At 33.3% G+C, this 24,151-nt stretch carries 23 protein-coding genes; 2 read left to right on the top strand and 21 right to left on the bottom strand.

The features are described from left to right. The 18 genes from Q9B79_RS24980 to Q9B79_RS24895 all read right to left on the bottom strand — a co-directional run. Positions 1–650: hypothetical protein (locus tag Q9B79_RS24980; protein WP_306188559.1), on the bottom strand; the 650-nt coding region annotated here is incomplete at its 3' end. A gap of 713 nt (positions 651–1,363) precedes the next feature. Continuing rightward, positions 1,364–1,807, bottom strand: a complete 444-nt coding sequence (locus Q9B79_RS24975; RefSeq protein ID WP_000634597.1) for a DUF5085 family protein — start codon at positions 1,805–1,807, stop codon at positions 1,364–1,366. Continuing rightward, positions 1,804–2,265 carry a DUF5085 family protein gene (locus Q9B79_RS24970; RefSeq protein ID WP_000868164.1) on the bottom strand — a complete coding sequence of 154 codons (462 nt, stop codon included), beginning with the start codon at positions 2,263–2,265 and terminating at the stop codon, positions 1,804–1,806. The genes Q9B79_RS24975 and Q9B79_RS24970 overlap by 4 nt, the downstream gene beginning before the upstream one ends. Positions 2,266–2,385: 120 nt before the next feature. Next, positions 2,386–3,183, bottom strand: a complete 798-nt coding sequence (locus Q9B79_RS24965; protein WP_306188557.1) for a hypothetical protein — start codon at positions 3,181–3,183, stop codon at positions 2,386–2,388. A gap of 31 nt (positions 3,184–3,214) precedes the next feature. Then, complete coding sequence (locus Q9B79_RS24960; RefSeq protein WP_044307210.1) at positions 3,215–4,765, bottom strand: T7SS effector LXG polymorphic toxin; 1,551 nt, start codon at positions 4,763–4,765, stop codon at positions 3,215–3,217. A gap of 12 nt (positions 4,766–4,777) precedes the next feature. Then, positions 4,778–5,077 (bottom strand): TIGR04197 family type VII secretion effector, encoded by a 300-nt coding sequence (locus tag Q9B79_RS24955; protein ID WP_044307211.1) that lies wholly within the window; start codon positions 5,075–5,077, stop codon positions 4,778–4,780. A 3-nt stretch (positions 5,078–5,080) separates the two neighbouring features. Beyond that, on the bottom strand, positions 5,081–5,503 hold the full coding sequence (locus tag Q9B79_RS24950; protein WP_306188554.1) for a YwqH-like family protein: 423 nt from the start codon (positions 5,501–5,503) through the stop codon (positions 5,081–5,083). Positions 5,504–5,515: 12 nt separating this feature from the next. After that, positions 5,516–10,027, bottom strand: coding sequence for a type VII secretion protein EssC (essC, locus tag Q9B79_RS24945; RefSeq protein WP_306188552.1), 4,512 nt, complete (start codon positions 10,025–10,027; stop codon positions 5,516–5,518). Between the two features lie 39 nt (positions 10,028–10,066). Then, on the bottom strand, positions 10,067–11,266 hold the full coding sequence (essB, locus tag Q9B79_RS24940; protein ID WP_306188548.1) for a type VII secretion protein EssB: 1,200 nt from the start codon (positions 11,264–11,266) through the stop codon (positions 10,067–10,069). Between the two features lie 73 nt (positions 11,267–11,339). Next, positions 11,340–11,591, bottom strand: coding sequence for an EsaB/YukD family protein (locus Q9B79_RS24935; RefSeq protein ID WP_001007571.1), 252 nt, complete (start codon positions 11,589–11,591; stop codon positions 11,340–11,342). Positions 11,592–11,595: 4 nt separating this feature from the next. Next, positions 11,596–12,099 carry a type VII secretion protein EssA gene (gene essA, locus Q9B79_RS24930; protein ID WP_306188540.1) on the bottom strand — a complete coding sequence of 168 codons (504 nt, stop codon included), beginning with the start codon at positions 12,097–12,099 and terminating at the stop codon, positions 11,596–11,598. Continuing rightward, a complete protein-coding gene (esaA, locus tag Q9B79_RS24925) occupies positions 12,071–15,874 on the bottom strand; it encodes a type VII secretion protein EsaA (protein WP_306188538.1) in 3,804 nt (1,267 codons plus the stop codon). Before esaA ends, essA begins: the two co-directional genes overlap by 29 nt. Positions 15,875–16,000: 126 nt before the next feature. Then, positions 16,001–16,297 (bottom strand): WXG100 family type VII secretion target, encoded by a 297-nt coding sequence (locus Q9B79_RS24920; protein ID WP_000918601.1) that lies wholly within the window; start codon positions 16,295–16,297, stop codon positions 16,001–16,003. 379 nt (positions 16,298–16,676) lie between these two features. Next, positions 16,677–17,105, bottom strand: a complete 429-nt coding sequence (locus Q9B79_RS24915) for a GNAT family N-acetyltransferase (RefSeq protein WP_306188535.1) — start codon at positions 17,103–17,105, stop codon at positions 16,677–16,679. Continuing rightward, positions 17,102–17,473 carry a cupin domain-containing protein gene (locus Q9B79_RS24910; RefSeq protein ID WP_306188534.1) on the bottom strand — a complete coding sequence of 124 codons (372 nt, stop codon included), beginning with the start codon at positions 17,471–17,473 and terminating at the stop codon, positions 17,102–17,104. The genes Q9B79_RS24915 and Q9B79_RS24910 overlap by 4 nt, the downstream gene beginning before the upstream one ends. A 12-nt stretch (positions 17,474–17,485) precedes the next feature. After that, the gene (locus Q9B79_RS24905) at positions 17,486–17,971 is read right to left on the bottom strand and encodes a GNAT family N-acetyltransferase (protein WP_098669020.1); all 486 of its coding nucleotides are present in this window, start codon (positions 17,969–17,971) and stop codon (positions 17,486–17,488) included. After that, a complete protein-coding gene (locus Q9B79_RS24900; RefSeq protein ID WP_306188532.1) occupies positions 17,968–18,528 on the bottom strand; it encodes a 2'-5' RNA ligase family protein in 561 nt (186 codons plus the stop codon). The genes Q9B79_RS24905 and Q9B79_RS24900 overlap by 4 nt, the downstream gene beginning before the upstream one ends. Positions 18,529–18,534: 6 nt before the next feature. Further along, positions 18,535–19,101: a GNAT family N-acetyltransferase gene (locus tag Q9B79_RS24895; protein WP_306188531.1), complete on the bottom strand. Its 567-nt coding sequence runs from the start codon at positions 19,099–19,101 to the stop codon at positions 18,535–18,537. A 136-nt stretch (positions 19,102–19,237) separates the two neighbouring features. Here Q9B79_RS24895 and Q9B79_RS24890 point away from each other — a divergent pair, with 136 nt between their 5' ends. Then, positions 19,238–19,864 (top strand): DUF1648 domain-containing protein, encoded by a 627-nt coding sequence (locus Q9B79_RS24890; RefSeq protein ID WP_306188529.1) that lies wholly within the window; start codon positions 19,238–19,240, stop codon positions 19,862–19,864. A gap of 30 nt (positions 19,865–19,894) precedes the next feature. Here the strand turns inward: Q9B79_RS24890 and Q9B79_RS24885 are convergent, their stop codons facing one another. Next, a complete protein-coding gene (locus Q9B79_RS24885; RefSeq protein ID WP_306188527.1) occupies positions 19,895–21,022 on the bottom strand; it encodes a metallophosphoesterase in 1,128 nt (375 codons plus the stop codon). Between the two features lie 120 nt (positions 21,023–21,142). Beyond that, positions 21,143–21,565 (bottom strand): GNAT family N-acetyltransferase, encoded by a 423-nt coding sequence (locus Q9B79_RS24880; RefSeq protein WP_306188525.1) that lies wholly within the window; start codon positions 21,563–21,565, stop codon positions 21,143–21,145. Positions 21,566–21,695: 130 nt separating this feature from the next. On the opposite strand from Q9B79_RS24880, the gene pdxR reads away from it, so the two are divergent. Beyond that, positions 21,696–23,096 carry a MocR-like pyridoxine biosynthesis transcription factor PdxR gene (gene pdxR, locus Q9B79_RS24875; RefSeq protein WP_306188523.1) on the top strand — a complete coding sequence of 467 codons (1,401 nt, stop codon included), beginning with the start codon at positions 21,696–21,698 and terminating at the stop codon, positions 23,094–23,096. Positions 23,097–23,142: 46 nt separating this feature from the next. On the opposite strand, the gene Q9B79_RS24870 is transcribed toward pdxR, so the two are convergent. Continuing rightward, on the bottom strand, positions 23,143–23,988 hold the full coding sequence (locus Q9B79_RS24870; RefSeq protein WP_060630588.1) for a YitT family protein: 846 nt from the start codon (positions 23,986–23,988) through the stop codon (positions 23,143–23,145). Positions 23,989–24,151 lie beyond the last annotated feature (163 nt).

Raw genomic sequence — 24,151 nt, 5'->3', positions numbered from 1 at the left:
GCAACGGCAAATACATATAATATAATTGTTTTTAAAAAATAAAACACCATCGGCTTTAGCGCAAAACGAATACTTGCAAAGATTAATATCAAAAGGACAACTATATAAATAAACATTCCAATTAACATCCAAAGTTTTGTATTAATAAAAAATGAGGCTGACTCCCCTTCTAACTTATAGCCTCCATATTTTGCTTTTTTAAAAGTATGGATTGTTATTACAATATGAGTAATTATCGCTCCTAATAATAATAGACCTACATAAAATACCGTTAGATTTTCACAATAATATCCAAATATTGCTTCAATTAGTACATACGGATAACCTACCGTTGCAACCTGAAACGAGTTAAAAACAATTACAACGGCTTGTAACTTTTGTAATTTAAATCTTAATTTCGGAAATGAATAGATAATCAAAAAAAGGATTTGCAGAATATATAATGCTAACTCTACAGAAACAATTATTCGTTCAAAAGATTTTGGATAAGCCTCCCAACCAAGTTGTAAAAAACCCAAAACAATAAAAAACATCGGTAATGAAGCGTATACAAAAACTCCAACTAAAAAGGCCATTACACCATCAGGACTTAATCGGTTTTTATTTGTAATTTGAAAAAATCCTAAATCTTCTTCTTTTATATTCCACATCCAATTGTCGCCCCCTTAACTACATTCACTTAAATCATGTAGATTAAAAATAAAAACCTTCTCATTTTGATGAAAAGAGAAGGTTCTATTAATCTCAGATATTCTTACATTATAATAATGATTCTTTTTAAGCTATTTCATAGTGCTCTGCTATTGTTTTACACATCTTTTTATATTCCAGCATCCACTCTGCTATTTCTTCTTTCTCTTCGTCAGTGGATTTTTTTCTTATATTTAAAATCAATCACTTTCATATCCAAAAATACTTATTCTTCCATTTCCTCATCTACCGGAATACATTGGATAATAACTTTTGTTGTGTTTGAAACTTGTACAAAAATTTCAAATGTACCAACAAACATAGCAACCGTTCGGGATAATTCTTTATTACTAATATATAAAATCGTTGCAAGTTCTTCTGCAAATTTAGGTATATAAACAATATATCAAGCATTTCAACAGCTATTATGCAATCATCCACCGATACTTTATCCAATATTTTCTGTTCAATTAATCCCCCAGTTTTATCCCCACACTCTTACTGAAAGTACAAAGGTTTTTCTTTTGAAAATAACCACATATGTAGGCCCCTTACTACTAAAAACAACAATTAGAACTCTTAATTCAAGAATACCTTTATATACTTCTATAAAACAAAACTAAAATTAGGGTTTTACTTTTCATATCTTTATTACTAAAAGTGTACTAAATTATTATTGTGTATCTACTGCAATTTTTATTTCAACATACTGTAACTCTTCATCACCACTAAAAATATGGTAAATAGGTGAGATCATATCAAGTTCATTATCTTCCATATACTGAAGAATCTCAGCATATGCATACTCTGTTAATGTTTCAAAATCTCCTGCATATCTTTTCATTAGCATGTTATCAACATAGTAATAACTTCGAAACTTCATTGTTTCTGATTTAGGAATACTACTCTCATATACTGGCATAAATAATTCAATAAACATATCTCCATCTGATGGTACATTTTTCAGCGCATAAAACATTGGACCTTTGACCGTTAAATTCGCTTGCGCAATTTCTGTCAATAAATCTTCTATTATTTTTTCCATATCAGTATAGTGAAAAAAATATTCTCTCGATACAACATTTGTATAAGCAATGCTTTGTTCCTCAACTATCATCGCACTAATTCACCTACTTCAATAATAGGAGCATAAATATCCAACCACATATCACCATATACATCTAAACATACGTGATAAAAGCTACTATCTAATTTCATATGATTCTGTTTAGCAAATTCATTTAAAACACGATAAGCGTCTTCAATATCACCATCTTCATCTGAGAATCTAACACAAAGTGCTTCTTCAATAAGAATTGCATCAATATACTCATAAGGTGAATCCTCTTCCATATTTACCCTTCCATTCACTGGGACACAATACATATATTCACCATATTCCGGTTCATTCTCTAATGGTGAATACGTAAAAAGAACAGGTCCTATTGGGTATATATCGTTATGAACTACTTGATTTCTAAGTGCGATAGCTGGTAATAACCAATCATCTTTTTTTACTATTTGAGTGATGCTTATTAAATTTAAAAGCGATAATGCTTTATACTGAACTTTCATAATCTCTACCCCTTATACAGTGATTTATTTATTTATTTATTTATTTATTTATTTCTTCACAAATAGATTCTTCCACGCACATAAAAAAATAGTTTATGACTATCATTTACAAATCTCATTTCAATTTTTATTTTTCTTTTGTTCTTTTTCTCTGATTCTTTTTCTATTTGCTATAAATTCTTGGCGTTCCTTTTCATGTTGTTCCCACGTAATATTAAAAGATGGGAATTTGAAGCGACAATACACTAACAGGACGAACTCTGCTGATACTACAGCAAATGTATATAATATTATTGTTTGTACCACATAAATTGCCATTTCATCAAATGCATAATTAAGGTTTAAAAAAATAAATACAAGTAGAACTATTACAATGATTGTCATTCCAATCAATAAATATAATTTCGTATTAGTAAAAAACGAGACAGCCTTTCCTTCCAATTTATATCCCCCATGCTTTGCTTTTCTAAAAACATCAATCGTTGCCACAATGTGCATACAGATTGCACCTAATAGTATTAAACCAACATAAACCAGTGTTTTATTATCACATGGAAAATCAAAGATTTCTTCCACCACCATAGCCATAAATGGTAATGTTGCTAACTGAAAAGAATAAAATACAGTCACAATGGTTTGGAGTTTCTGTAATTTAAAAGCAATTTTTTTAGACATGAATAACATTAAAAAAACGAACTCCAAAATATACAATTTCACTTCAGTTTGTACAACCATCTTCTCAAAAGGAGTTAAAGAAATCTTATCACCATTCAGCAAAAAAATTAAAAACATAATAAGCATGGGTATAGAAGTATATGCAAAAACTCCTACATAAAAGATTCTTATATAATCCGGACTTAATCTGTTTCTATTTTCAATTTCAAAAAGGCCCAAATCTTCTTCCTTTATCTTTAGCATTCATTTATCCTACCTTCTAATTTTATATAAATTACCAAAATATTGATTTTAATTTTTTCAGGACCTTTTCATTTTCTTTCGTAAACTCTTTATAATTCCCAGACTTTAAATTATCGTTCATATTTACTGCCCATTTTACTAATTTCTTTGTTCCACTAACTACACTTTCTCCTCCGAGGCCATCAAATTTCTTATTCACAAACAATGAGGCTCCAATCCCCACCACTGCACCTATAGCTCCTCCTGCCAAGGTTCCAAGTGGTCCCACAGCAGTCCCAATCGCTGCTCCAGTTGCTGCCGCTCCCGCTGCATATGCTAAGTCCACACCTGTATCTAATGCAACATCTCTTACATCCTGTAGCTGAAATCCATCATCTTGTGACTGTATAATATTATCTACAACTGTCAACCCCGTTCCAATAATTGCCACACTTTTGAAGAGCGTCCCAGTACCTTTGAGTTTTTTAAATGTCTCTGGCCATTTCTTAAAATTGAATTCGTCAATGCTCTTTTGAAACTCGGTCCCAAATGAATCTGTCCATCTATTTTTAAATGCTTTTAAAAAACCTCCTTCATTCCGAGTCATCATAAAATCTTCAACCGCTTTAAATTCAGGCAATTTATAAATATCTTTTTTTGCTTGTTTTATTACATTTCTTGTTTCGTTGTTGTAATTGACTTTAAATTTATCTTTAAAAATAAATTTAAAAATAGTATCTTCATTTGCATCTGTAGCTAAAAGTTTGGAAGCCGCTACAATATCGGCATCGTTTAAAGTATTAAATATATATGCTCCTTTTCCTTTTCGAGCATTAACATCAAACTTAACACCAAATCCCAAATTTTTTTTCATGTAAACAAGGCGTAAATAACCAGAAAATAATCCGACTACTCCTTTTTTCGCTTTACCCGTATATCCCGCAATCATTTTAGCTACTCCAACTATAGATGCGAAGGTTCCTTCAGACAGAAGTTTTTCGGTTGTATCACTAGAAAAGTTCCCTTCAGTCTCTTGTATTTGTCTCATAGCACCATCTAATCCGCGTAACATGTCATCAAAATTTTGAAGATCATTTTGTTGACTATTGTAAGCCTCTAGTTTTTCTAACGTATCACTGATTTCTTTTTGACTTTTTTCAACCCCTTCAGAAATTCCTGATGATGAGGGATAATGGATCGGAACAATATCATTAATTGAACTGATAGTCTGTTGTGCTAATTCATTTGATTGATTAAAACTGTTACTATACCCATTAATTTTTTGCTTTACATTATCTAAATAACTCCCATAAATTTTCGTATCTGCATCACTATCAACAGAACTATTAAAATCTTCTATTGCTTTTTCAAATTGCATGCTTAAGCTTTCTGCTGCGACCATACAACCTGAAATAACACTTCCATGAACTCTAGATAAATGGCCTTTAATTCCATCAGCAGCAGCACCTTGAAATGAATTAATCTCACTAAAATCCGCTATCTTTCCTAATAATGATTCAAACTGTTGATTCAACTCAGTGGCACTTGCTTGAAATCTACTTTGAAGTTCTTTTACTTCTTGTAACTCTATATTTTTATCCACGTTTCTCCCTCCCTATTTTGCATGATAATTTGAATCTATCATTCTTAATTGTTTTTCAAGTTGTTCGTCTTTTTCGACTATTTTCTCCCCAGTTTGTTGTATTTTATTTAAGTCATTTTCTAATATCTGTTCGTATCGCTGCACCTTTTGAGATAACTGTTCAATTGCTTCACAATATTGAATCAGCCTAGTCAAATTAGTACGATGTAACTGCATACCATTAAATTTAGTCTTACCTAAATCACTAGCACCACTTTTCAAATCACTTACTTTCGCATCAAATACCCCTTTATTTAATTTAATTTCCCCCATTTATCATTTCCCCGCCTTCTGTACTTCTACTTGAATACTAGCGTCAACCATTGAAACACTTCTACTTAGAGAAAGAATACTAGACTCACATGTAGCGATTTCTCTTTCAAGCCGCCGTATGGCTTGATCGATGTCTTCTTGCACTCTCCCTAGTTCTCCGATAAACTTCCCCAAATTCGAAATGACTTGTTGTTCATACGTTTCTTTAAAGGTAGTTGCTCTTTGCCCTTTCCAACTACTCTCGTTTATTTCTAAAGACTTAAATTGCTCTTGATTTTGTTTAATTGCTTCAAGATTATTTACAAATTTCCCCTTAGCAGTTATTAGCCTTCGTAGTTTCATTTGTAATTCAGCCAATTGCCCTTGTTGATGACTTATACTACTTAATAAACCAGATTTTTGACTATTTAATTCCGCTATCCCCATGCAAATCCCCCCTTAAATAGTTGGCACTTTAATTCTAGTGGCAAAACGATTTTCAACAAAATACCCTTCAAATGGATTTAATTTTGTACTACTTAAATCTTTATTAGATACATCGAAGACCATTTGGCCTGATGATTTTCTAAGTAAAATAACATGAGATTGCGTTTTTATTGTTTTTGAAACTAAGTCGTATCGACTGTCAATTGAATCAACATCACAGCCAATTACGAAGTGGATGCCCATAAATGCACCATTTGTTATTAATTCCGCTAAACTATATATATCGCTATCTTCTAAATTACTTAAAATATCATTTACATCTGCAATTACGATTACAATCGGCTTAAATTTCTTAATAAATTCTGCCGGATTCACTGTTTCACTTGATGCTTCCTGCTCCTCTTTAAACGCCGCTTCTCTCGATTTATAAGCGTTTGTAACTTGTTTAATCGTTTTCTCAATTCCTGTTTTTTCAGCTACATATAAAGCAGCGCTCTCTCTATAGTTTGAGAAATTTCGTGTTCTTGTATCAATTAAACCTAGGTCAAAGTGTCCACTGTCTGCTAACTGTTGAAGGAATTGATGAACTACATTTTCAACTTCATCTTTCTTAATTCCCCCTACAACAATATTAGACGCTTCCGTTAAATCTAATTCGAGAGGCGTAACGTTTTCTGTTTCTACACCAAATGTTAGTTTGCCTGCTTCAATAATTTTTCTTGTTTCTGGCCATGCAATGAATTCTTTGTATTCCAGAACTTCAGGTACCATAGGGATTGCTTTCGGTCTTTCTCCATCCCAGAAGGAATCCATCTCTTTTCCTTCAGCTTGTATATTTTCAATTCGAGTAAGGACATCTTCTCCATTTGTCGGTAAAGCTGTTTGGAAGATTGTTGGTTCGTCAATTTTAACTAAACCACGACCTGCTAATTCTTCAATTTTTAACTCTGTTCTTCCTACAATAGCTCTAGATTCTGCCTCATCTATCATATATAGAGCAATTTGTAGTTTAATATTTGTATTTACTTGTACTCTCAATGCATTTTGACGTGTAGCCGTAAGCATTAAATGAATTCCTACTGCTGCCCCTTCACGTACAATTTGTGCAACAATGCGTTCAAAGTCTTCGACAAATCCAGCTTCTCTAACAGCATCATAGTTATCTAACGTAATTAATACTGTTGGTAATACTTCCTTACTAGCTCTCTCATACATTTCAAGACTCGCAACTCCATATTTACTTAGCAATTGCTTTCTATCTTTTAATAGGTCTTCTATGCGACGAAGAAACTTCTCGCATTTTTCAACTTGATCTAATGTAATGATGTCTGCCACATGCGGTAATGATTTTAATGGCATTAAACCGTTCGTTCCGAAGTCTAATAAATACACATGCAAATGCTCCGGACTATGCTGACGAGCTACATCCATAATGACTGATTGTAAGAATGTTGATTTTCCGTAGCCTGGACTTGAGAAGACCGCTACGTGTCCGTCTTTACTAATATCTAATGTTAATGGTGTTTGTGATTGTAATTCAGGCTGATCTAGTAGACCAACTGTTGCTTGTAATGGTTTCTTTTCTTTCGTCCATGCTTCTTTGAACTGAATAGCGTGTAAGTCTTGTAAATATACGCTTTCTGGAAGTGGTGGTAACCACGGTCTAGCTAACGCTTCAATTTCATTTACTTCTGCGTAATCGTGAATGTAGTTAATAACAGCATCCAGTTCAGATGGTACGCTTATTACTTCTTTACTGCTACCAAGTCCACTTAAGTCTTCACTTAATATTTCATATTGTCCTAGATCATTTATTGCATAGATTGTTGCGTCTAAATGTTCTTTATCCTCTTTGTTTTCTACATAGTCTGCTCCGCTCCAAGCTGATTGGAATAGTTCATAAATTTCATTATTCCCAACTTGTAAGTAAGCACGTCCTGGTAATGTAATTTCAGCAGCATCTGGTGTTTTTAAAATTTCATTACTATCTGATGTATTTTGCACTTTTAATGCTAGTTTGAATTTCGAGTTACTCCAAATTTGATCATCTACAACACCACTCGGTTTTTGCGTAGCTAATATTAAATGGATTCCGAGCGAACGACCGATACGCGCTGTTGAAACTAACTCTTTCATAAATTCTGGTTGTTCTGACTTCAGTTCCGCGAATTCATCACTAATTAAAAATAGATGTGGCATCGGTTCACTTACTAAACCTTCTTTATACAATTTTTGATACTGATTAATATGGTTTACATCATTTTCTCCAAATAAGCGTTGTCTTTTTTGCAATTCAGCTTTAATTGATGCGAGCGCTCTCATACTTTGTGCTCCATCTAAGTTCGTAATTGTTCCTAATAAATGCGGTAAGTTTTTGAATAAATTCGCCATACCACCGCCTTTATAGTCAATAAGTAGAAAGGCTACTTCGTACGGGTGGAAATTGACTGCTAGAGATAAAATATACGATTGTATAATTTCCGACTTACCTGAACCTGTTGTACCTGCTATTAATCCGTGAGGTCCGTGTGCTTTTTCGTGTAAGTTTAAGTTTACGATATCTTCTTTACCACGTAATCCAAGTGGTACAGCTAAAGATTTATGCGCTGCATTCTTCTCCCAACGACTTGTGATATTCAGTTCTTTTACTTTTTCAACGCCGTACATTTCTAAAAATGTTACGCTTTCTGGAATACTATTTTTTAAGTTTTGCAAATGATTTAATGGTGCTAATGCCCGTGAAATATCTTCTAAATTGAATCCTTTTGGCACATGATTTAGTTTAAATTGACGGTTAACAAGCTCTCCTTGTTCTAAGATGATGTTCCCTTGTTTTGCATCTCTTATGTCTATTACCGTTTTCACATGCTCCGGTAAACTTTGCATAACATCTTGTACAAATACAAGTGATACACCTAATTGACTCGGATCATCATTAAAGAATTCCATAACAACATGGTCTAATATTAGTTTTTCATCTGTAATGAGAACGACATAGTGCGGTGCAAAGTACATTTTTTCATTAGTAGAACTTTTCTCATCTAGTTTCAATTTTCGTTCTTTCAATATTTGATACAAACTATTTAACACTTGATCCCGGCTGCGATCATGGTATACAAATCCACGTACATTTATATCGCGAACACTTCCATGAGGTAACCAGCGCATCCAATCCCATTTTTCTTTTTCTTCTTCCGGAAAAATAGTAATAAACTGCAAGTCATAATAACTATGGAATAAAGCCGTTTGTGCAACTAATAATTGTAATTGCTCTAACACTAAAGAGCGTTGACCAATATAACCGACTGGTCCATTCATTAAATCTGTTACAACTGGTACATCTTCCAATGATAGATAACGCTGTCTTAGTTCACGTGCTATATCAATTAATTCATCTTTCGTTTGACTAAATTCTTCTTCATTAAATTGAATTTCAAAACTCGTATTAGCTTGTCCTGTTCCAACGCTAAATGTTAAGAAATCATGATGTAACATTGTTTTTTCATAAATTCTAGGATTTACTTGAACTGCCATATTACGTATTACTTCTACATTTGGATTGTGATAATGTAATGCGTGACGCTGTTTTTCACTTTCTGCATGTAAATCTTTCGTTTTTTGTTTTATATACTCTCTATAGCTTTTATCTCGTTCAACAATGTCGACTTTATATTGCTTCAAATTTTTAATATACGATGTGACAGAAACAATGATTGTTACTAATGTCATCGCAATCGATGCGATAATAAACATTCCATATTTCATGAAAATAGCAAGTAATACAGTTACGACAATCATGACAAGTGAAGGTGCAATGATTCTTGCTAAATGCTCCGTTGGTTTTGATGGCATACTTGAAGGCTTTGCAATTGTCATTTTCTCTTCTGGTTCACGATAAATAATACGTGGTGAACGATGATAGTCTGGATAACCACTTTGATAATTCGTTTCTGATCCTACTAAAATAGGTAACGCAGATTTCACTTTATCTTCTGAAGAAAGTACTTGAATGTCTTCACTACCAATCTCCAACAAAATACCATCAAAATATAATACGTCTCCTGATTCCAACATAACGCTATCTTTTAACTTCGTATAATTATGAAATACATCCCCGCCATACACGTTCACTTTAAAAGAATCGTACAACGTTTCGCGAGATAGCATTAAATCTACACTAGTCCCGGTAATAGAAATATCATCGTAATCGTTTTGACTCACTGTAAGAGAATGTTTCGTTCCGATATCAAACACTTTAGTTGTGCCAACAATAGATATAAAGATTTTCAAGCTCACATCTCTTGTTTTCCCAATCTCAATTTCCTTATTAAATTCTATTAACTGATCCTGTACCATCCAAGCATTTACTTCATTATTCCACTTTAACTCTACTTCTTGTTCTAAACTTGGATTCGTAATATCATTTGTCCACTCTTTTCCAATCGACACTATTGATTGCTCATTTGGATGTAATGTGCACTTATATATTTTGTCTCCATAAGTCAATACTAATAGTTGCTCCATCCGTGTTCACTGCTCCTTTTCAACTGTCTCATCAAGTGCTTACTCTTTTTTCTCTGTGTCCGACAAATTTTTATCGCTTGATGAATTGCCATATTTCTTTTTATATTCATCTAATTGTTGCTCATATGTTTTTAACTTTTGATCACGTTCTTCCCCTGATAAATCTGGATTATTTTTCAGTGATTCAATTTGTTTAACAAGGCCGTACATAATAAGCTGAGGATCATCAAGTGTCTTAGCTAAATCTAATGATTTATCAAAATTACCTTTTCCGTTATACATCCAATACAGCAAATACTTTTCATCACTTTTCAAACTAATGTTTTTCATAATCGATTTCTTTTGAGCTTCACCTAGTTTTTCAGCTGTAATGTATGCAAATGCTAACTCATATTTAGATGCAATCGGTAATGATTCAAACTCCTCTTCATTCAATTGCGTAATGACTTTGTCATAATCAGTTGCTATGAAACTTGCATTTGCTTCTAACAATTTATTTTGATAAGGAAATTTTATAAAAGTGAAATATATTAAAGGAGCAGCTAAAATAACTGTCGCCGCTATGAAGGAAAAAGCTAAGTATTTAAACGATTTATAGCTTTTTTTAGGTACTAACTGCATATTTTTTTCCGTTTTTGTTTGTTCCTTCTCAAAGCTGTCATCAAGAAACTGCAGTAATGCATCTAAGCTTTCCATTTGAGCAACGGTCTGTTCAAATGTTGTTTCTTTTGCATCTTTTAGTAACCCAGCATACAAATCATCAAAGTTATGTTTTTGGGAGAATAAAGCAATAATTAGACACTTATATTGTGTTAAAAATTGCTCTTCTAATAACGGGGTTGGTGGAACAACATCTCGAATTCCTCTATGTATAATACTTGGTATTAAATTAGCATTAAAAACTATATTGTCTGGATGTAAAAAGAACGTGATTCGTTTATTTAAATATTTACGAAACTGCGCAACATTCCGAAGTAGTCTTAATTTCTCATTTCTTCCAAAACGGCTAAGATCATCCCACTTATATAATTTTTTATCTACTTGATATAGAAACGTAAACATATCATCCGTTTCTTCTATTGTTAATGGTACAAATTCAGATGATACGCCCGTAATTATATCGAATTGACGGAAGTCTTTTATACGTGTTTGAGATTTGGTCATCTCCAATTTCCAATTTTCTTTTTCTATTTGAAATTGATAGTTCATTGCATCAATTTTAATTATTTTTTCCGTCATGTTTATCCTCTTCTCCTTTTCTTTATAACCCGTAATAACTTATTTTCAAATAACTAAAAGTAAAAAATATTCTTTATAAAACTTGTAAAATATCTCCATCTGTTATTTGGTGATCAATTAAACGATCATTATCTGTTAAAACAATTGACTTATTTTTCACTTTAATTACAAAATGTGAACCTTCATGATTATCAATCTTTAGCGTATCTAATAAGTTTTTCAATAAATATTTAATAGATTGATGATTCGGAATACGCAAATCATATGTATTTCCATTCCATTTACTAAAATCTACTGTCACATTGATATGTGTTTGTATTGCCATCACTTTACCTCCAACTTTTACGAAGAACCGTATAAATACCGATGCAAATAAGTAGAATGCCGCCGCCAAATAATAATATTATTGTTATACTAATTGGCTCTTCCTTCATTGTTTCATTACTCGCTACTTCACCTGCACTTTTTCTGACAATGTATTCACTGCTAAACAAACTATTTTTCGTATCTTTAACACTATTATTCTCTTTTTGTTTTATAAATAGAGAATCTCGCAAAGCTTCCATATCTTTTTGTTCTTTCTTTTTCTTTTTCTCAATCTCTTCTTCTATATCTTTGTTAAATAACTCAATTGATGCTTTATCTAATTCTGTTTCCTTATGTTCCTTTTTATTTTTTTCTTGGTCGCTTTCTTCAAGTCGATCCACTTTAAACTTAATCTTCCCATCATCACCAAGATAACTGTCAGCCGCGCTCCTTATCGGTAGCGCGACAAACAGTAAAAGGATAGAGAGAAATGATAACTTAGCCACTATGCTCCATTGTTTGATCATTTACTTCTTTTTCCTCCCATTTCTTATGCCATACAAATAGATTACCAACCAATCCAATAATGGCAATTACAAACAATACGACAAAAATAACTTTCCCAGTATCTTTACCACTAATAAAATCATTTAGAAAACTTTCTATATACTGAAGTGGTGAGAATTTACGTATCTTTCCAACAGACGACATTTGATCTACTTTACTTCCAACTGCCTCAGTTAAAAATAGGTACATGCTTAAAAATACTAATAGTATAAACATTCCTACCATTTTTATTTGTCGTAATAAGTAAGTTGAGACCAATACAAACGCCATCATAATAAATGTGATGAACGCAATCCATAGTAAACTTTGATCCTGACCGAACTTTAAAAGACGCCCCGAAATGATACCTATACTAATCCCTTCCACAATTGATATACCGAAAGCTACTACTGTAGTTGGTACATTCATATCAATTAATGAGAATTTCTCTTCAAAATGATCTGATTGCATTCGTTTCTTTTCTTGATTCGCAATTGCGTATGCTGTAAATAATGCAACAATGAAACAAGTTAATACAATTAAGTACGGTGTAAAAGCATTACCTGCTACAATTACTCCATCATTTTGCTTTTGAACTGGACTAGCTAAGAAGTCATATAGCATCTCATTTTGACGATCTCCAATACGGCTATTCGCTAAAATTTTCGTGAAGTTTTTGGAGAATGATTTATCATCTTCCATTTTCTTCGTAAAGTCATTTAATAATAAATCAGCTTTTGAAACAATGGTCGTTCCGCTGTCTTGAATTTCTTTGGCTTGTCCATTAATTTGATCAAATGTTTTATATACATCGTCTGAAGTTGCTAAACTATGCTTCGAACTTTCGACCAATGACTGACTTTGCATCATTAATGATTTAATACCAGAATCTAACGATAAAATAGCTGTTTGCTCACCAGCATGATTTGTTGTTAATACTTGCTGCTCTTCAACTAGCTTTAAGCTATTCTCACGCCATTTCGCTAAACCTTTTAAATACTCTCCTAAATTCTCATTCATACTAGTTGCTTGTTGCGTCGTTCCATTTAATTTCTCCGCTAGTAGCATAGAATTTTGATCCGCACTAGCAATGGATTGTTGATAAGAGTTTATTTTTTGTTTTAAACCTGACATATCTTGCTTTATTTCTGTAGTAATACTTGATGAAACAAGATTTGAAATTAAATCGATTAAGCTTTGTTTATTTAATACGTAGTACAAAGATTGATCCGTCGCAATTGCATCTAAACTTCCCTCTTCTAACTTAGGACCTACATCTTTCGTTCTTAAATCAATCCCATAATACATTTCGTAAAGGCTCATTAAACCTTGATAACTTTCGACTGTATCTACTGCTTCTTTTATTAATACACTAGATATATTTTTTGTTAATACTTCTGCTTTTTGATGTACAACTTGATTCGTTGTACTTTCAATAACTTTACCGTTATCTGTTCCCGTTTCGCCTCCTGGATTTTCTCCGGTTCCGTTGTCTGTTCCCGTTCCGCCTCCTGGGTTTCCTCCGGTTCCGTTGTCTGTTCCCGTTCCGCCTCCTGGGTTTCCTCCAGTTCCGTTGTCTGTTCCCGTTCCGCCTCCTGGGTTTCCTCCAGTTCCGTTATCTGTTCCCGTTCCGCCTCCTGGGTTTCCTCCAGTTCCGTTGTCTGTTCCCGTTCCGCCTCCTGGGTTTCCTCCGGTTCCGTTGTCTGTTCCCGTTCCGCCTCCTGGGTTTCCTCCGGTTCCGTTGTCTGTTCCCGTTCCGCCTCCTGGGTTTCCTCCAGTTCCGTTATCTGTTCCCGTTCCGCCTCCTGGGTTTCCTCCAGTTCCGTTATCTGTTCCCGTTCCGCCTCCTGGGTTTCCTCCGGTTCCGTTATCTTTCCCCGTTCCGCCTCCTGAGTTTCCTCCAGTTCTGTTATCTGTTCCCGTTCCGCCTCCTGGGTTTCCTCCAGTTCCGTTATCTGTTCCCGTTCCGTTATCTTTCCCTGTTGTGTTTTCCATTTTTTTAATAATAGGGTTTTTAGCACTGTGTACTAACGGCATTATGCCATACTGTGATTTATGAACCACATTTTCCACCTTGCTATTTTCCGTTTGTGTTCCTTTATCTTCTTTGTTAGGTTTTTCTTTTTCAGGACTAGTTTCTTTTTTATGAGTCCCACTCAATTCCCACTGCCACATTACAGGAGAGAAAACATCTATATTGATGTTTGGATCTTTTAACTTCACATGCAAGCTAATTTTTATATCCCCTTCATTACGAGGAGCTATTGTAATTTCTCCTGCTTCGCTTTGAAGAAAGTCACTTGTACGATCCACATCATCAATATATAAAGCTTCTGTACTTCCATCTAGTTTAAATTCTTCCGGAATCTTTATCTTCAAAATTTGCGGAGATTCCATTTTAATTACTTTAGCAGTATCACTAAATGTAGTTCCATCCTTATAAAGACTATCCTTCACTTCTTTAATAGCGTTTCCTAAAGATATTTTATTTACAGGATCATAATAAAAATTATTTTCTTTATTATATTTTTTTGTAAATTGAATTACATTTTGCATTTGTAATTTCGTTGCATCTGGTAAATCACTTTGACCGATTTCTTCTATGTTTAAACTAGGTAATTTCGCAATTAAATTCTCGATTTGTTTCTTTATTCGAACATCTGGTTGTTTCATTAATGTATTTATGAAGATTTCTTGCTTTCCATCATTCGACATAGATTGCTTTAACTTCTTAATTACCGTCTCTTGAATATCACTTTCTAACTTTCCAGCGAGTTCTGTATCATATTCAGACACTTGTTTTTTTACATCTGCTAAATATTTTTGAATTGCTGAAGCATCAGTTAAAATATTTGGTTCTTTCTCTGAAAACGTAAATTGATTTGAAATAATTTTATTAGCGGATTCCAATGCACTTAATTGCTTTAAAGCATCGCCTGTATTCATATCATTCATATATTGATTGAATTGATTTGTGAAATTATTCGCTAACAAATTGTTATCAGTTTGCATTTTTTGAAAATTATTAAAACCATCTAAGTACGTACTGTTAGATTTATTCCCTTCATCTAACGCTTGACCGAAACCTTTTAAAACATCCTGAAATCCTTTGAAACTATTAACAGAAACACCTGTATAATCTTGTACTGTTTTAAATTGATTTGTGTAATTTGCTAACGGACTATGTATATCTTTTTTATACATAGTTGTTTGAACGTTTCCTTTTTCAATTATTTTACCTATATTATCTTGTGCACCTTGTAGCTTACCGATAATACTCGCAAAATAAACGTCGATTATTTGCTTATTGAAATCTTCTAAAATAACAGAAGCTGTATTTTCTGCCTCAGCTTTCAAATCCTTATTCCCAGTTGCATTTACTTTGTAGTTTAACGTTAATTTCTCTGGAATCTCTGAATCAATCGCAACTGCTTTCCTAGAAAAATCATTTGGAATAACAATCATCATATTGTAATTATTATTTTTCAATCCATTTTCCGCAACCCCGCGACTAACTACGTACCATTCTTGTTTCGTATTTTTATTTACATTTTTAACAAATTGATCTCCAAACGCTATTTTATTGCCCTCAAATACAGTGCCCTGATCTTCATTTACCAACGCAACTGTCATTTTTGGTGTAGTATTCTCATTAGCTTTCTTAACATTTTGATTTAATGCTAAATAGGAGACCCCTGTTGATAGTACAAGAGCTAAAATAATAAACAACAAGATGCTCCATTTGAACTTTTTCACTACTTATCACTCCTGCGACTGCGAGTCTATCTAATGAAAGACTTCGTATCTTACTCTAGTTTTAAAGTAATTTAGCCATACAACGTATGGTTGCATGGCTAAATTATATATTTCTTTTTATCTGTCTTATTGTAGACCGAAATTACGAGAAAGATCTTCGTCATGTCTAGCAACAGCTTCTGCAGTTTTATTAAGCTGCATATTAATTTCTTGTAATAGCTGTGCGAAGTTTTGTACTTTTGGCTTTAATTGATTGAACTGTTGGTCAAAACCTTCGAAAGCACGACCTTCCCATTCTCCTCTTAATTCATTTTGTAAGTTTTGTAGTTGACGTAAAATGTCCTCAATTTGATTTGCACCTTGTCCATATCGAGTAGCTTTCGATTTAAGCTCCTCTGGTGACATACGAATTTGTCCTGCCATTATTAAATCCCCCTTAAAATTTAAAAATAGTAAAATTAACCAATAATCAATTCTACAAATTGATTATATCAATAATTTAAAAATTTCTAAACAAAAAAATGATATTTTTCCAAATTTTCTCTTTTACTATAATAACACTATATTATATAATAATAATTTATTGTTTTTTAGGCATACTCTATAAATCGACTATACATTTAAAGAAAACCTTTTATTTTATGTATCTTTAAGAACTTTTCCATTTTTAATTCCAGCAGTAAAGTTTTCACTAAATCATTATTTTGTCCTATCTCATTTAAAGTTGATTCTATTTGTTATACCCGATACACCCCTTGTAAATACGAAATATATTCACTTTCTCCCACTCACGATATTTTTCTCACTTCAAAGTCATAATTACCTGCCTTTCAACAAAACCAAACTCTTCGTACATCTCTTTTGCAAAATTTCCAGCGAATACATTCAAACGAATTTCTGAATAATTCTTTTGTAACTCCTTAATACCAGCCTCCATTAATTTTCTTGATAATTCTTTCCCGCGGTACTCTGGAAAAACATACAATTCGTATATAAACCCTAGTTTTTCATGAGAAAAATAGTCCGTATTTTCTCCTATTAATATCCATCCCATTACATTGTTTTCTTCTTTAACGACTAAATAATATGCTCCCTTTTCTACAATCGGTCTTGTAATTTCAATTGCTTTCTCTGTACTTAACTGACATTTTCCCCTCGTGCCTTCAAAAAGCGATTGAGCTGCATATTGTATTATTTTGTTCGTTTCTTCTCGATTCGCCTTTTCTATCATTTTTTACAACTCTCCTCTTTAATAGGCATTAATATTGCTCGTTCAAGTTCCTCCGACTCAATCACAATTGCCATCAATCCCTTTTCCGTACTCGTTTCATGAAATTCGCCCTTCTCCCAAAACACAGCTTGTCCCGCTTCTACCTTCACTTTTTCTTTATCTGCTCCGCATACATATCCTTCTCCGTCCACAATAAGAAGCAGTTGCGATACAACTGCTTCATGATATCCAATTATTCCATACTCTTTTAAATGCATAGCACCGATATGTACATTTCCTTTATGGTTTACTATTTTCGACATTATGAAATTAGATTGAAATGCTGAAATTTGCTTTCCCGCTTTTTCACTAAAATCAAAAATTTGCATTACGGATCCTCCTTATATGTATAAAACCATCCTTACTGTCTGCATCATATGTCCTTCAAAATCTTCTTCAAATTCCTCTAATTGTGCAAAACCTTTCGCTTCATAAAAACGTTTTCCTTTTTCATTCGCTGCTTCTACATGAATGTATAATTTCCGAATTCCTTTTAATGCCGTTAACCCTTTTTGTAATAAAGCACTTCCGATCCCTTTCCCTTGCTGATCTGGCAACAAATAAATCGCGCCTAATTCTGCTTCGTTTTGTAGTCTAACAGGAGAGAAATTTGCAAAACCAATAACCTCTCCCTCTTCTTCCGCAACGAATAAATGTGTATTTTCAAGACGATATTTCATTTTTTCATCAGAATAAGCCTCATCTAAAAAACTATCTTGAATCTTTCTCGGAATAATGCCTTCGTATGTATCATGCCAAGCTATTTTCGCTACTGATTGTACAGCGTGAATATCTTCTTGCTTCATCTCTCTAATTACATATGTCATCTCGTTGTCTCCATTCTCTTTAACTTATATTCTGCTAATATACGAGAAGAAATAGCAGTACCATTTTCATAATTCACCTTAATTAATTTTATTTTCTCAATTGAGGCTGTTGCATAATCAAATTTTTGATAGATATATTCCATTACACTTAAAAACTGATTTACATGTAACTTATTTGCAATGGTGCAATGCGGAACCCACTTTCCTGGTACATAATATGAATTTAAATTATCATGAAATTCTTTAAAATAATCATGATAAGAATAATGAAGTTTTAACAATTCATCGGTAACAGTCGGTGCTAAAAAGATTGTTCCGTTTGTAGGAAAAATCCCAACAGAAGGAAAAGTTACCTCAGCCATATTCTCTTGAACAGCTACAAACCCCTCTAATTTCTCCGCATATAAATGAACATCTAACTCATTGTAATCAGCTAAAGTAATATGAGGTTCTACTCCGGCTAATTGATTTGTGCCAATGATATTCGTTATTTCATTTTGCAATTCTGTAATTTTATTAGTAAACACACGATCAAATGTAGCAATAATAGCGTACATACTCACTCACCCCTTCGTAACATATAGCGCTTCCCACTCTTCACGAGTCATTCCCATTCGAATAGAATCATAGTACGTCCCGTTATAATAACGACATTTTCGCATTCTACCTTCTAAAGTCATTCCTATTTTCTCAGCTACTTTCATCATACGTTCATTGCCAGACCAAGTCGTGATGCCTACTCTACCAATCTCCATCTCTTCAAATAGTAAATTTCGATATAACGTTAACGCCTCTGTACCGTAGCCACCATTCCAGTAAGCCGGATTATAAATGACAATTCCCATCTCCAACCAACGCGTCGGTTTATATTCCCAATAAAATCCGACCGTCCCTATAACTTGACCATTATTTTCTATAATTAAATTGGATAGAGGTTCTTCTTTTAAACGAGTTTGCATCTTCTCCTTATAGGATGGGTATTCTTGCATTGAAAACGGAAAATACGGTGCATCCCATTTTTTCCATTCTGGATTTTCTTCCTTAAATACGAGATTCCATAATAGTTTTATATCTGATTCTTCAATTGTACGAATTGTTACTTTATCCCCTTTTACTATTACGTTTTGCATAATTTCCTCCTACAATCCTCTTTATTTCATATATAATTATAATATTTTTTCAGAAAAATCAAAACAAATATTGTTTATTGTATTGTATAATTTTGTTATAAGATACCAATTATTCATGTAGAAAGCTGGTGATTCAATGAATAATCGATTTAGTATTGCTTTATTTCTCACTATTATTACGACAAATATTACTCTCTATTTCTTCTTACCATCAAGTATTTTTACGAAATGGGACTTCAATGGAACGCCTACGTCAATGATGGATAAAAGCACTTTTGTTATCGTAAATATAATTATATGTTCCTTCTTATTCTTTTTATTTTTAGCTTTATCTAAAGCAGCAAGTAACCAGAAATTTCTCCATTGGATCGGCAACACAATGTTACTATTCTTATTTTTTGTTGATATTGTCATTGCTCTCATCGCTATCGGATTTACTCTTCCCCTTGATCATTTCATATTTATAGCATTAGGGCTTCTGTTTATATTAATAGGCTATTTCAGTTCCAAAATTGATACGAGTAAATCAACGGTTTCATTGGAATGGAATGATAAGCATCTTGAAAAAAGAGCTTCAAATATTTGTAGTATTTCAATGATGATAGCTGGTATTTTCCTAGCGGGGCTTCCATTTATCATTCCTGCTCCGTATAGAGGCTATGCTATACTTGCAATTATTTTAGGGATGACACTTATTATCTTACCGAGTACGATTTATTTACTTATGAAAGACAGCAAGCAATCTACTCATTTAAAAATGTAATAAAAAATAGGAGGTTCTATACCTCCTATTTCAGATAAACGTTTTCTTTTTCATTTTTTCTATCTCAACTAAAATACCTTTCTTTATCCAGCCCTCTATTCCATCTCTTTTAACTAAATCATATCCTGAACAGCTTCCATCAATGAGAGAAACAACGTCCCCTTTCCTTACACTTATTTGTGCACAAGAAATATCGGTTTTCACTGTGTACTCACCTGACTCAAGTTGCCTAATGTATTCATTTTTCACAGAAAGTAATGTATTCGTTTCCTTTTGCTTACATATTGTGAATTCTTGCCCCTTCTCCATTGGTGCTATGTAATAATATGGATAGGTAACCCCGCCTTGCATTTCTGTGTTCGCATTAAAATCTGCAATCACTTCATATTCTGGAAAATAGTCTACGTATGTATAAGAAAACATATCTCCTGTTGGTTCCCTCTGAATAATGAATGCGTTTAATTGCCCTGCCTCTTTAATCGCATTTCCTCCGTCAATCGCAATCATCTTTTTCTTCTTATCAATAACTGGATTGTTAGACGGCACTTTTTCTGAATAGTTTACAACAGGCCAATGACCGACAACTACATATTTATGTGCTCTATGTGATTTATTGAAAAACTCCGGCATTGCTATCGCATTTTTTCGTTCTGTCTCTTTCCAATCCTCTCTATCTTCAAGACCAGCATGTACAAAGATATAATCTTCTGTTTCAATCACTGTTGGCAATTCTGTTAGCCATTTTATTTCTTTTGAAAAATGGCCCATCAATATGTTTTTCACTTCACAAATATTACTTTCTTCATTAACGGTGACTTTCAATTTCCCTAGCCATTCATTAAAAATTGTATTCTTTCGCGTACACAAATAATTTATTAATGCAGGATTTTCATTTACAAGTGCTTCAACTACAACTTCACAGTTCCCTTCGACTACATAAACATTCGGCTTGCTAACTACTAGATCTATCACATAGTTTACGACGCCAACGCTATCTCTTCCTTTCTCACAAAGATCACCATTAATAATTAAATAATCTTCATCTTTAAAATTAACTTTATGTAGTAATTCTTTTAAAAGGGCTAATTCTCCATGAATATCAGATATTACGATTACTCTAACATCATTAGGGATTGATAGTTTCTTTATTTTTCCCAAGTATAAGCGCCCCCATCATTCTCTGTATTATTTATAAAAATACAACTCAACAACATAAATTATAAACCTTTCTAAAAAAAATAGGTTCTATATATTATGTCATATAGAACCTATCCTTCTTTATAATTCTTTATGAAAAGAATAGCTCACCTTATCATAGCCTTCTCTTTCATAAAAGCGGTGAGCGTCTAATCTAGGAAAAGCTGATGTAAGAGCGATGGACTCACATTCGTTTTCTTTTCCCCAGTTCTCTATATACGAGAGTAATACATTCCCATACCCTTTTGAACGATGTGCTTCTGCTGTTACAAGGTCATATACGAAAACGTGCTTCTTATTATAAAAATTCGTACAAATTGCTACACCGGCTAGACCCACAACTTCCTCCCCTTCATTACGTAGCGAAAACAGTTTATAATTTTCTTTTTTCATTTTTTGAAATAAAGAACTTGCTTCTTCTCTTAAAAGTTTTGTTCGCAATTGCTGTAATACGGGAAATACATCATGTAAATCCGCTTCTGTTACTACTTCTCTAATATTCATTATACTTCTCCCCTTACTATTTATTAAACTTTCTAAATGTTATATCATCATTATAGAAAGGAACTGCCCTTAACTTAAGTGACAGTTTTATTCTTTTTTATAAGGTCAGCATAAAAAGGAGAGCATACGAATGGATCTGACTATCCCATTAGCATTACAAAGTAAAACACCCCTTTACTTACAAATTTATGAATATATGAAACGGGAAATCTCTCGTGGATCACTACGTGCCGGTACACGCCTTCCTTCTCACAGAAATTTAGCGGTGCAACTTAATGTGAGCCGTATTACAGTGGAATCCGCTTATCAACAACTACTAGCTGAAGGATATGTAGAAAGCAAACCAAAACGTGGGATTTTTGTTGCAGGAGTTGATATTGATGTCATTCAACAGAAACAGCAAATTGCGTCAAACAGTACTAACAATAAAGAAAACGAACAATATGATTATGATTGTAGCCAAGGGCTTATTGATCAAAAATCTTTTCCGATAACAAACTGGAAAAGAGCATTACATGAAACTTTATTTCAATATGAAAATGAATTATTTGCTAAAGAAGATCCTCAAGGTGAGCTCATTCTACGAGAGCATATTTCAAAGTATTTATATCATGCTCGCGGGGTACACTCTTCACCTGATCAAATTATAATTGGAGCAGGTACGCAACCTCTTCTTTGGCTAATAATTCAACTACTTGGTTCAAAAAAAGAATACGGAATCGAAAATCCTGGGTTTCATCGTATACCTGCTATGATTCAAAGTTCTGGCCTTCCCGTTCACCCTATTCCTTTAGACGATAAAGGAATTCATATTTCCACTTTACGTGAATCGGGTTCCAATGTAGCATATGTCACTCCATCTCACCAATTTCCACTTGGAATCATTATGCCGTTATCTAGAAGACTCGAGTTATTAAAATGGGCGGATGATTGTAAGAGATATATTATTGAAGATGACTACGACGGGGAATTTCGCTATATAGGAAAACCTATTCCTTCTTTACAAGGACTAGATTCAAATGAACGCGTTATTTATATGGGAACTTTCTCGAAATCTTTTTTGCCTTCTTTACGAATGGGATATATCGTTTTACCACCTCATCTGTTAAGAGCTTATCAAGAACTTAATGGTATGTTTAAACAAACAGTTTCTACGCTTCAACAACTTACCTTTGCCACCTTTATTCAAAATGGTAATTGGGAGCGCCATATTAACCGAAGTCGTACGTTATATAAAAGAAAACATATTTCTTTAATTAAATCTATTACAAATGAAATGGGAAACAACGTTCATATACTCGGTGAACAATCTGGACTTCATATCATACTTCACGTTCATAATGGGATGAACGAACAGGAACTTATTCGTGCAGCTGCAAAAGAACGTATTAAATTATATCCTCTCTCCACATATGATTCTGTTCATAATGTAAAAGAGGATTCGTATGTATTGCTCGGTTTTGGCAGTATTCCAGAGAATCGTATCGAAACTGTTGTCAAATTACTGAAAAAAGCGTGGTTCCCTAAATAAAAATAGCTCCACGTAAGTTATACTTACGTGGAGCTACTTTCATTCACTATTTTTCCGATCTCGCTGCCCTTCCCGGACGTTTGACACCAGTTGTTTCTGTTGAATAAGACGCTTCAATTATAGCAGTTGGATCTACAGAGAGAACGAGATCTTTCATTTTCGGATAAATGAAACGGTTTGTAATACAGTAAATGATTCTCTTATGTTCTCCTAAAAAACCACCTTCTCCATGTAGATACGTAACGGATAATTGCAATTCTTTCATAAGTAGATCGCCTATTTCTTTATTTTTACCAGAAATAATCATAACACTTTTTCCTTGATTAATACCATCTAATATGAAATCAATCATCTTCGTAACAATATAGAAAATTGCTAATGAGAACATTGCTTGTTCAATTGAAAATAGAATGGCAACAAAGATAAAAATAACTGCATTTACAGCAAGTAAAAATGTACTAATCGGCACTTTAAAATGTTTATTCATCCAAACAGCTAGCATTTCTGACCCATCAATTGCTCCGCCCATTTTTACTACAATCCCTACACCAACACCAAATAGGACTCCTCCATAAAGAACAATTAACAATTCAGAAGTTGTAATTGCTGGAAATGGTTTTAAATAAATCAATCCGAGTGTTGTAACAACATTTGCATAGGATGTACGAATAAAGAACTTCTTTCCCATTACTTTTGCAGTAAATAATAAAATTGGGATATTAATTCCTAAGAACACTCCATAAAGCGGCAATCCGGCAACTTTATTCGCCATAATAGCAATGGCCGTTACCCCGCCATCTACTAATCCGTTAGGTGCTAAAATAAGTTCTAATGAACCCGCTACAATAATTGAGCCAATTGTTAATAATACGTATTCAAATATCTTCTTCATTCATTACCCCCAAAACTTATATATTTTCTTAGTATTATTTTAACGTAATTTTACTACTAATTCAAAGATATCAGTTTATATACACAAAAGTTTCACCTCTACAGTGACTTTTTATGTAATTTATTTATAGAAACACACTTACATATTACAGTAAGTGTGCTCC

It is taken from the genome of Bacillus sp. MHSD_36 (genome assembly GCF_030757775.1).
In the GTDB taxonomy this organism is placed as follows: Bacteria; Bacillota; Bacilli; order Bacillales; family Bacillaceae_G; genus Bacillus_A.
This window is presented reverse-complemented; position numbering and strand designations above follow the sequence as displayed.

Excerpts from the sequence above, each read along its gene's own strand:
- Q9B79_RS24975 (WP_000634597.1), bottom strand. The coding sequence starts at position 1,807 with ATGATAGTTGAGGAACAAAGCATTGCTTATACAAATGTTGTATCGAGA.
- Q9B79_RS24970 (WP_000868164.1), bottom strand. The coding sequence starts at position 2,265 with ATGAAAGTTCAGTATAAAGCATTATCGCTTTTAAATTTAATAAGCATC.
- Q9B79_RS24965 (WP_306188557.1), bottom strand. The coding sequence starts at position 3,183 with ATGCTAAAGATAAAGGAAGAAGATTTGGGCCTTTTTGAAATTGAAAAT.
- Q9B79_RS24955 (WP_044307211.1), bottom strand. The coding sequence starts at position 5,077 with ATGGGGGAAATTAAATTAAATAAAGGGGTATTTGATGCGAAAGTAAGT.
- Q9B79_RS24950 (WP_306188554.1), bottom strand. The coding sequence starts at position 5,503 with ATGGGGATAGCGGAATTAAATAGTCAAAAATCTGGTTTATTAAGTAGT.
- essC (WP_306188552.1), bottom strand. The coding sequence starts at position 10,027 with ATGGAGCAACTATTAGTATTGACTTATGGAGACAAAATATATAAGTGC.
- essB (WP_306188548.1), bottom strand. The coding sequence starts at position 11,266 with ATGACGGAAAAAATAATTAAAATTGATGCAATGAACTATCAATTTCAA.
- Q9B79_RS24935 (WP_001007571.1), bottom strand. The coding sequence starts at position 11,591 with ATGGCAATACAAACACATATCAATGTGACAGTAGATTTTAGTAAATGG.
- essA (WP_306188540.1), bottom strand. The coding sequence starts at position 12,099 with ATGATCAAACAATGGAGCATAGTGGCTAAGTTATCATTTCTCTCTATC.
- Q9B79_RS24920 (WP_000918601.1), bottom strand. The coding sequence starts at position 16,297 with ATGGCAGGACAAATTCGTATGTCACCAGAGGAGCTTAAATCGAAAGCT.
- Q9B79_RS24915 (WP_306188535.1), bottom strand. The coding sequence starts at position 17,105 with ATGATAGAAAAGGCGAATCGAGAAGAAACGAACAAAATAATACAATAT.
- Q9B79_RS24910 (WP_306188534.1), bottom strand. The coding sequence starts at position 17,473 with ATGCAAATTTTTGATTTTAGTGAAAAAGCGGGAAAGCAAATTTCAGCA.
- Q9B79_RS24905 (WP_098669020.1), bottom strand. The coding sequence starts at position 17,971 with ATGACATATGTAATTAGAGAGATGAAGCAAGAAGATATTCACGCTGTA.
- Q9B79_RS24900 (WP_306188532.1), bottom strand. The coding sequence starts at position 18,528 with ATGTACGCTATTATTGCTACATTTGATCGTGTGTTTACTAATAAAATT.
- Q9B79_RS24895 (WP_306188531.1), bottom strand. The coding sequence starts at position 19,101 with ATGCAAAACGTAATAGTAAAAGGGGATAAAGTAACAATTCGTACAATT.
- Q9B79_RS24890 (WP_306188529.1), top strand. The coding sequence starts at position 19,238 with ATGAATAATCGATTTAGTATTGCTTTATTTCTCACTATTATTACGACA.
- Q9B79_RS24880 (WP_306188525.1), bottom strand. The coding sequence starts at position 21,565 with ATGAATATTAGAGAAGTAGTAACAGAAGCGGATTTACATGATGTATTT.
- pdxR (WP_306188523.1), top strand. The coding sequence starts at position 21,696 with ATGGATCTGACTATCCCATTAGCATTACAAAGTAAAACACCCCTTTAC.
- Q9B79_RS24870 (WP_060630588.1), bottom strand. The coding sequence starts at position 23,988 with ATGAAGAAGATATTTGAATACGTATTATTAACAATTGGCTCAATTATT.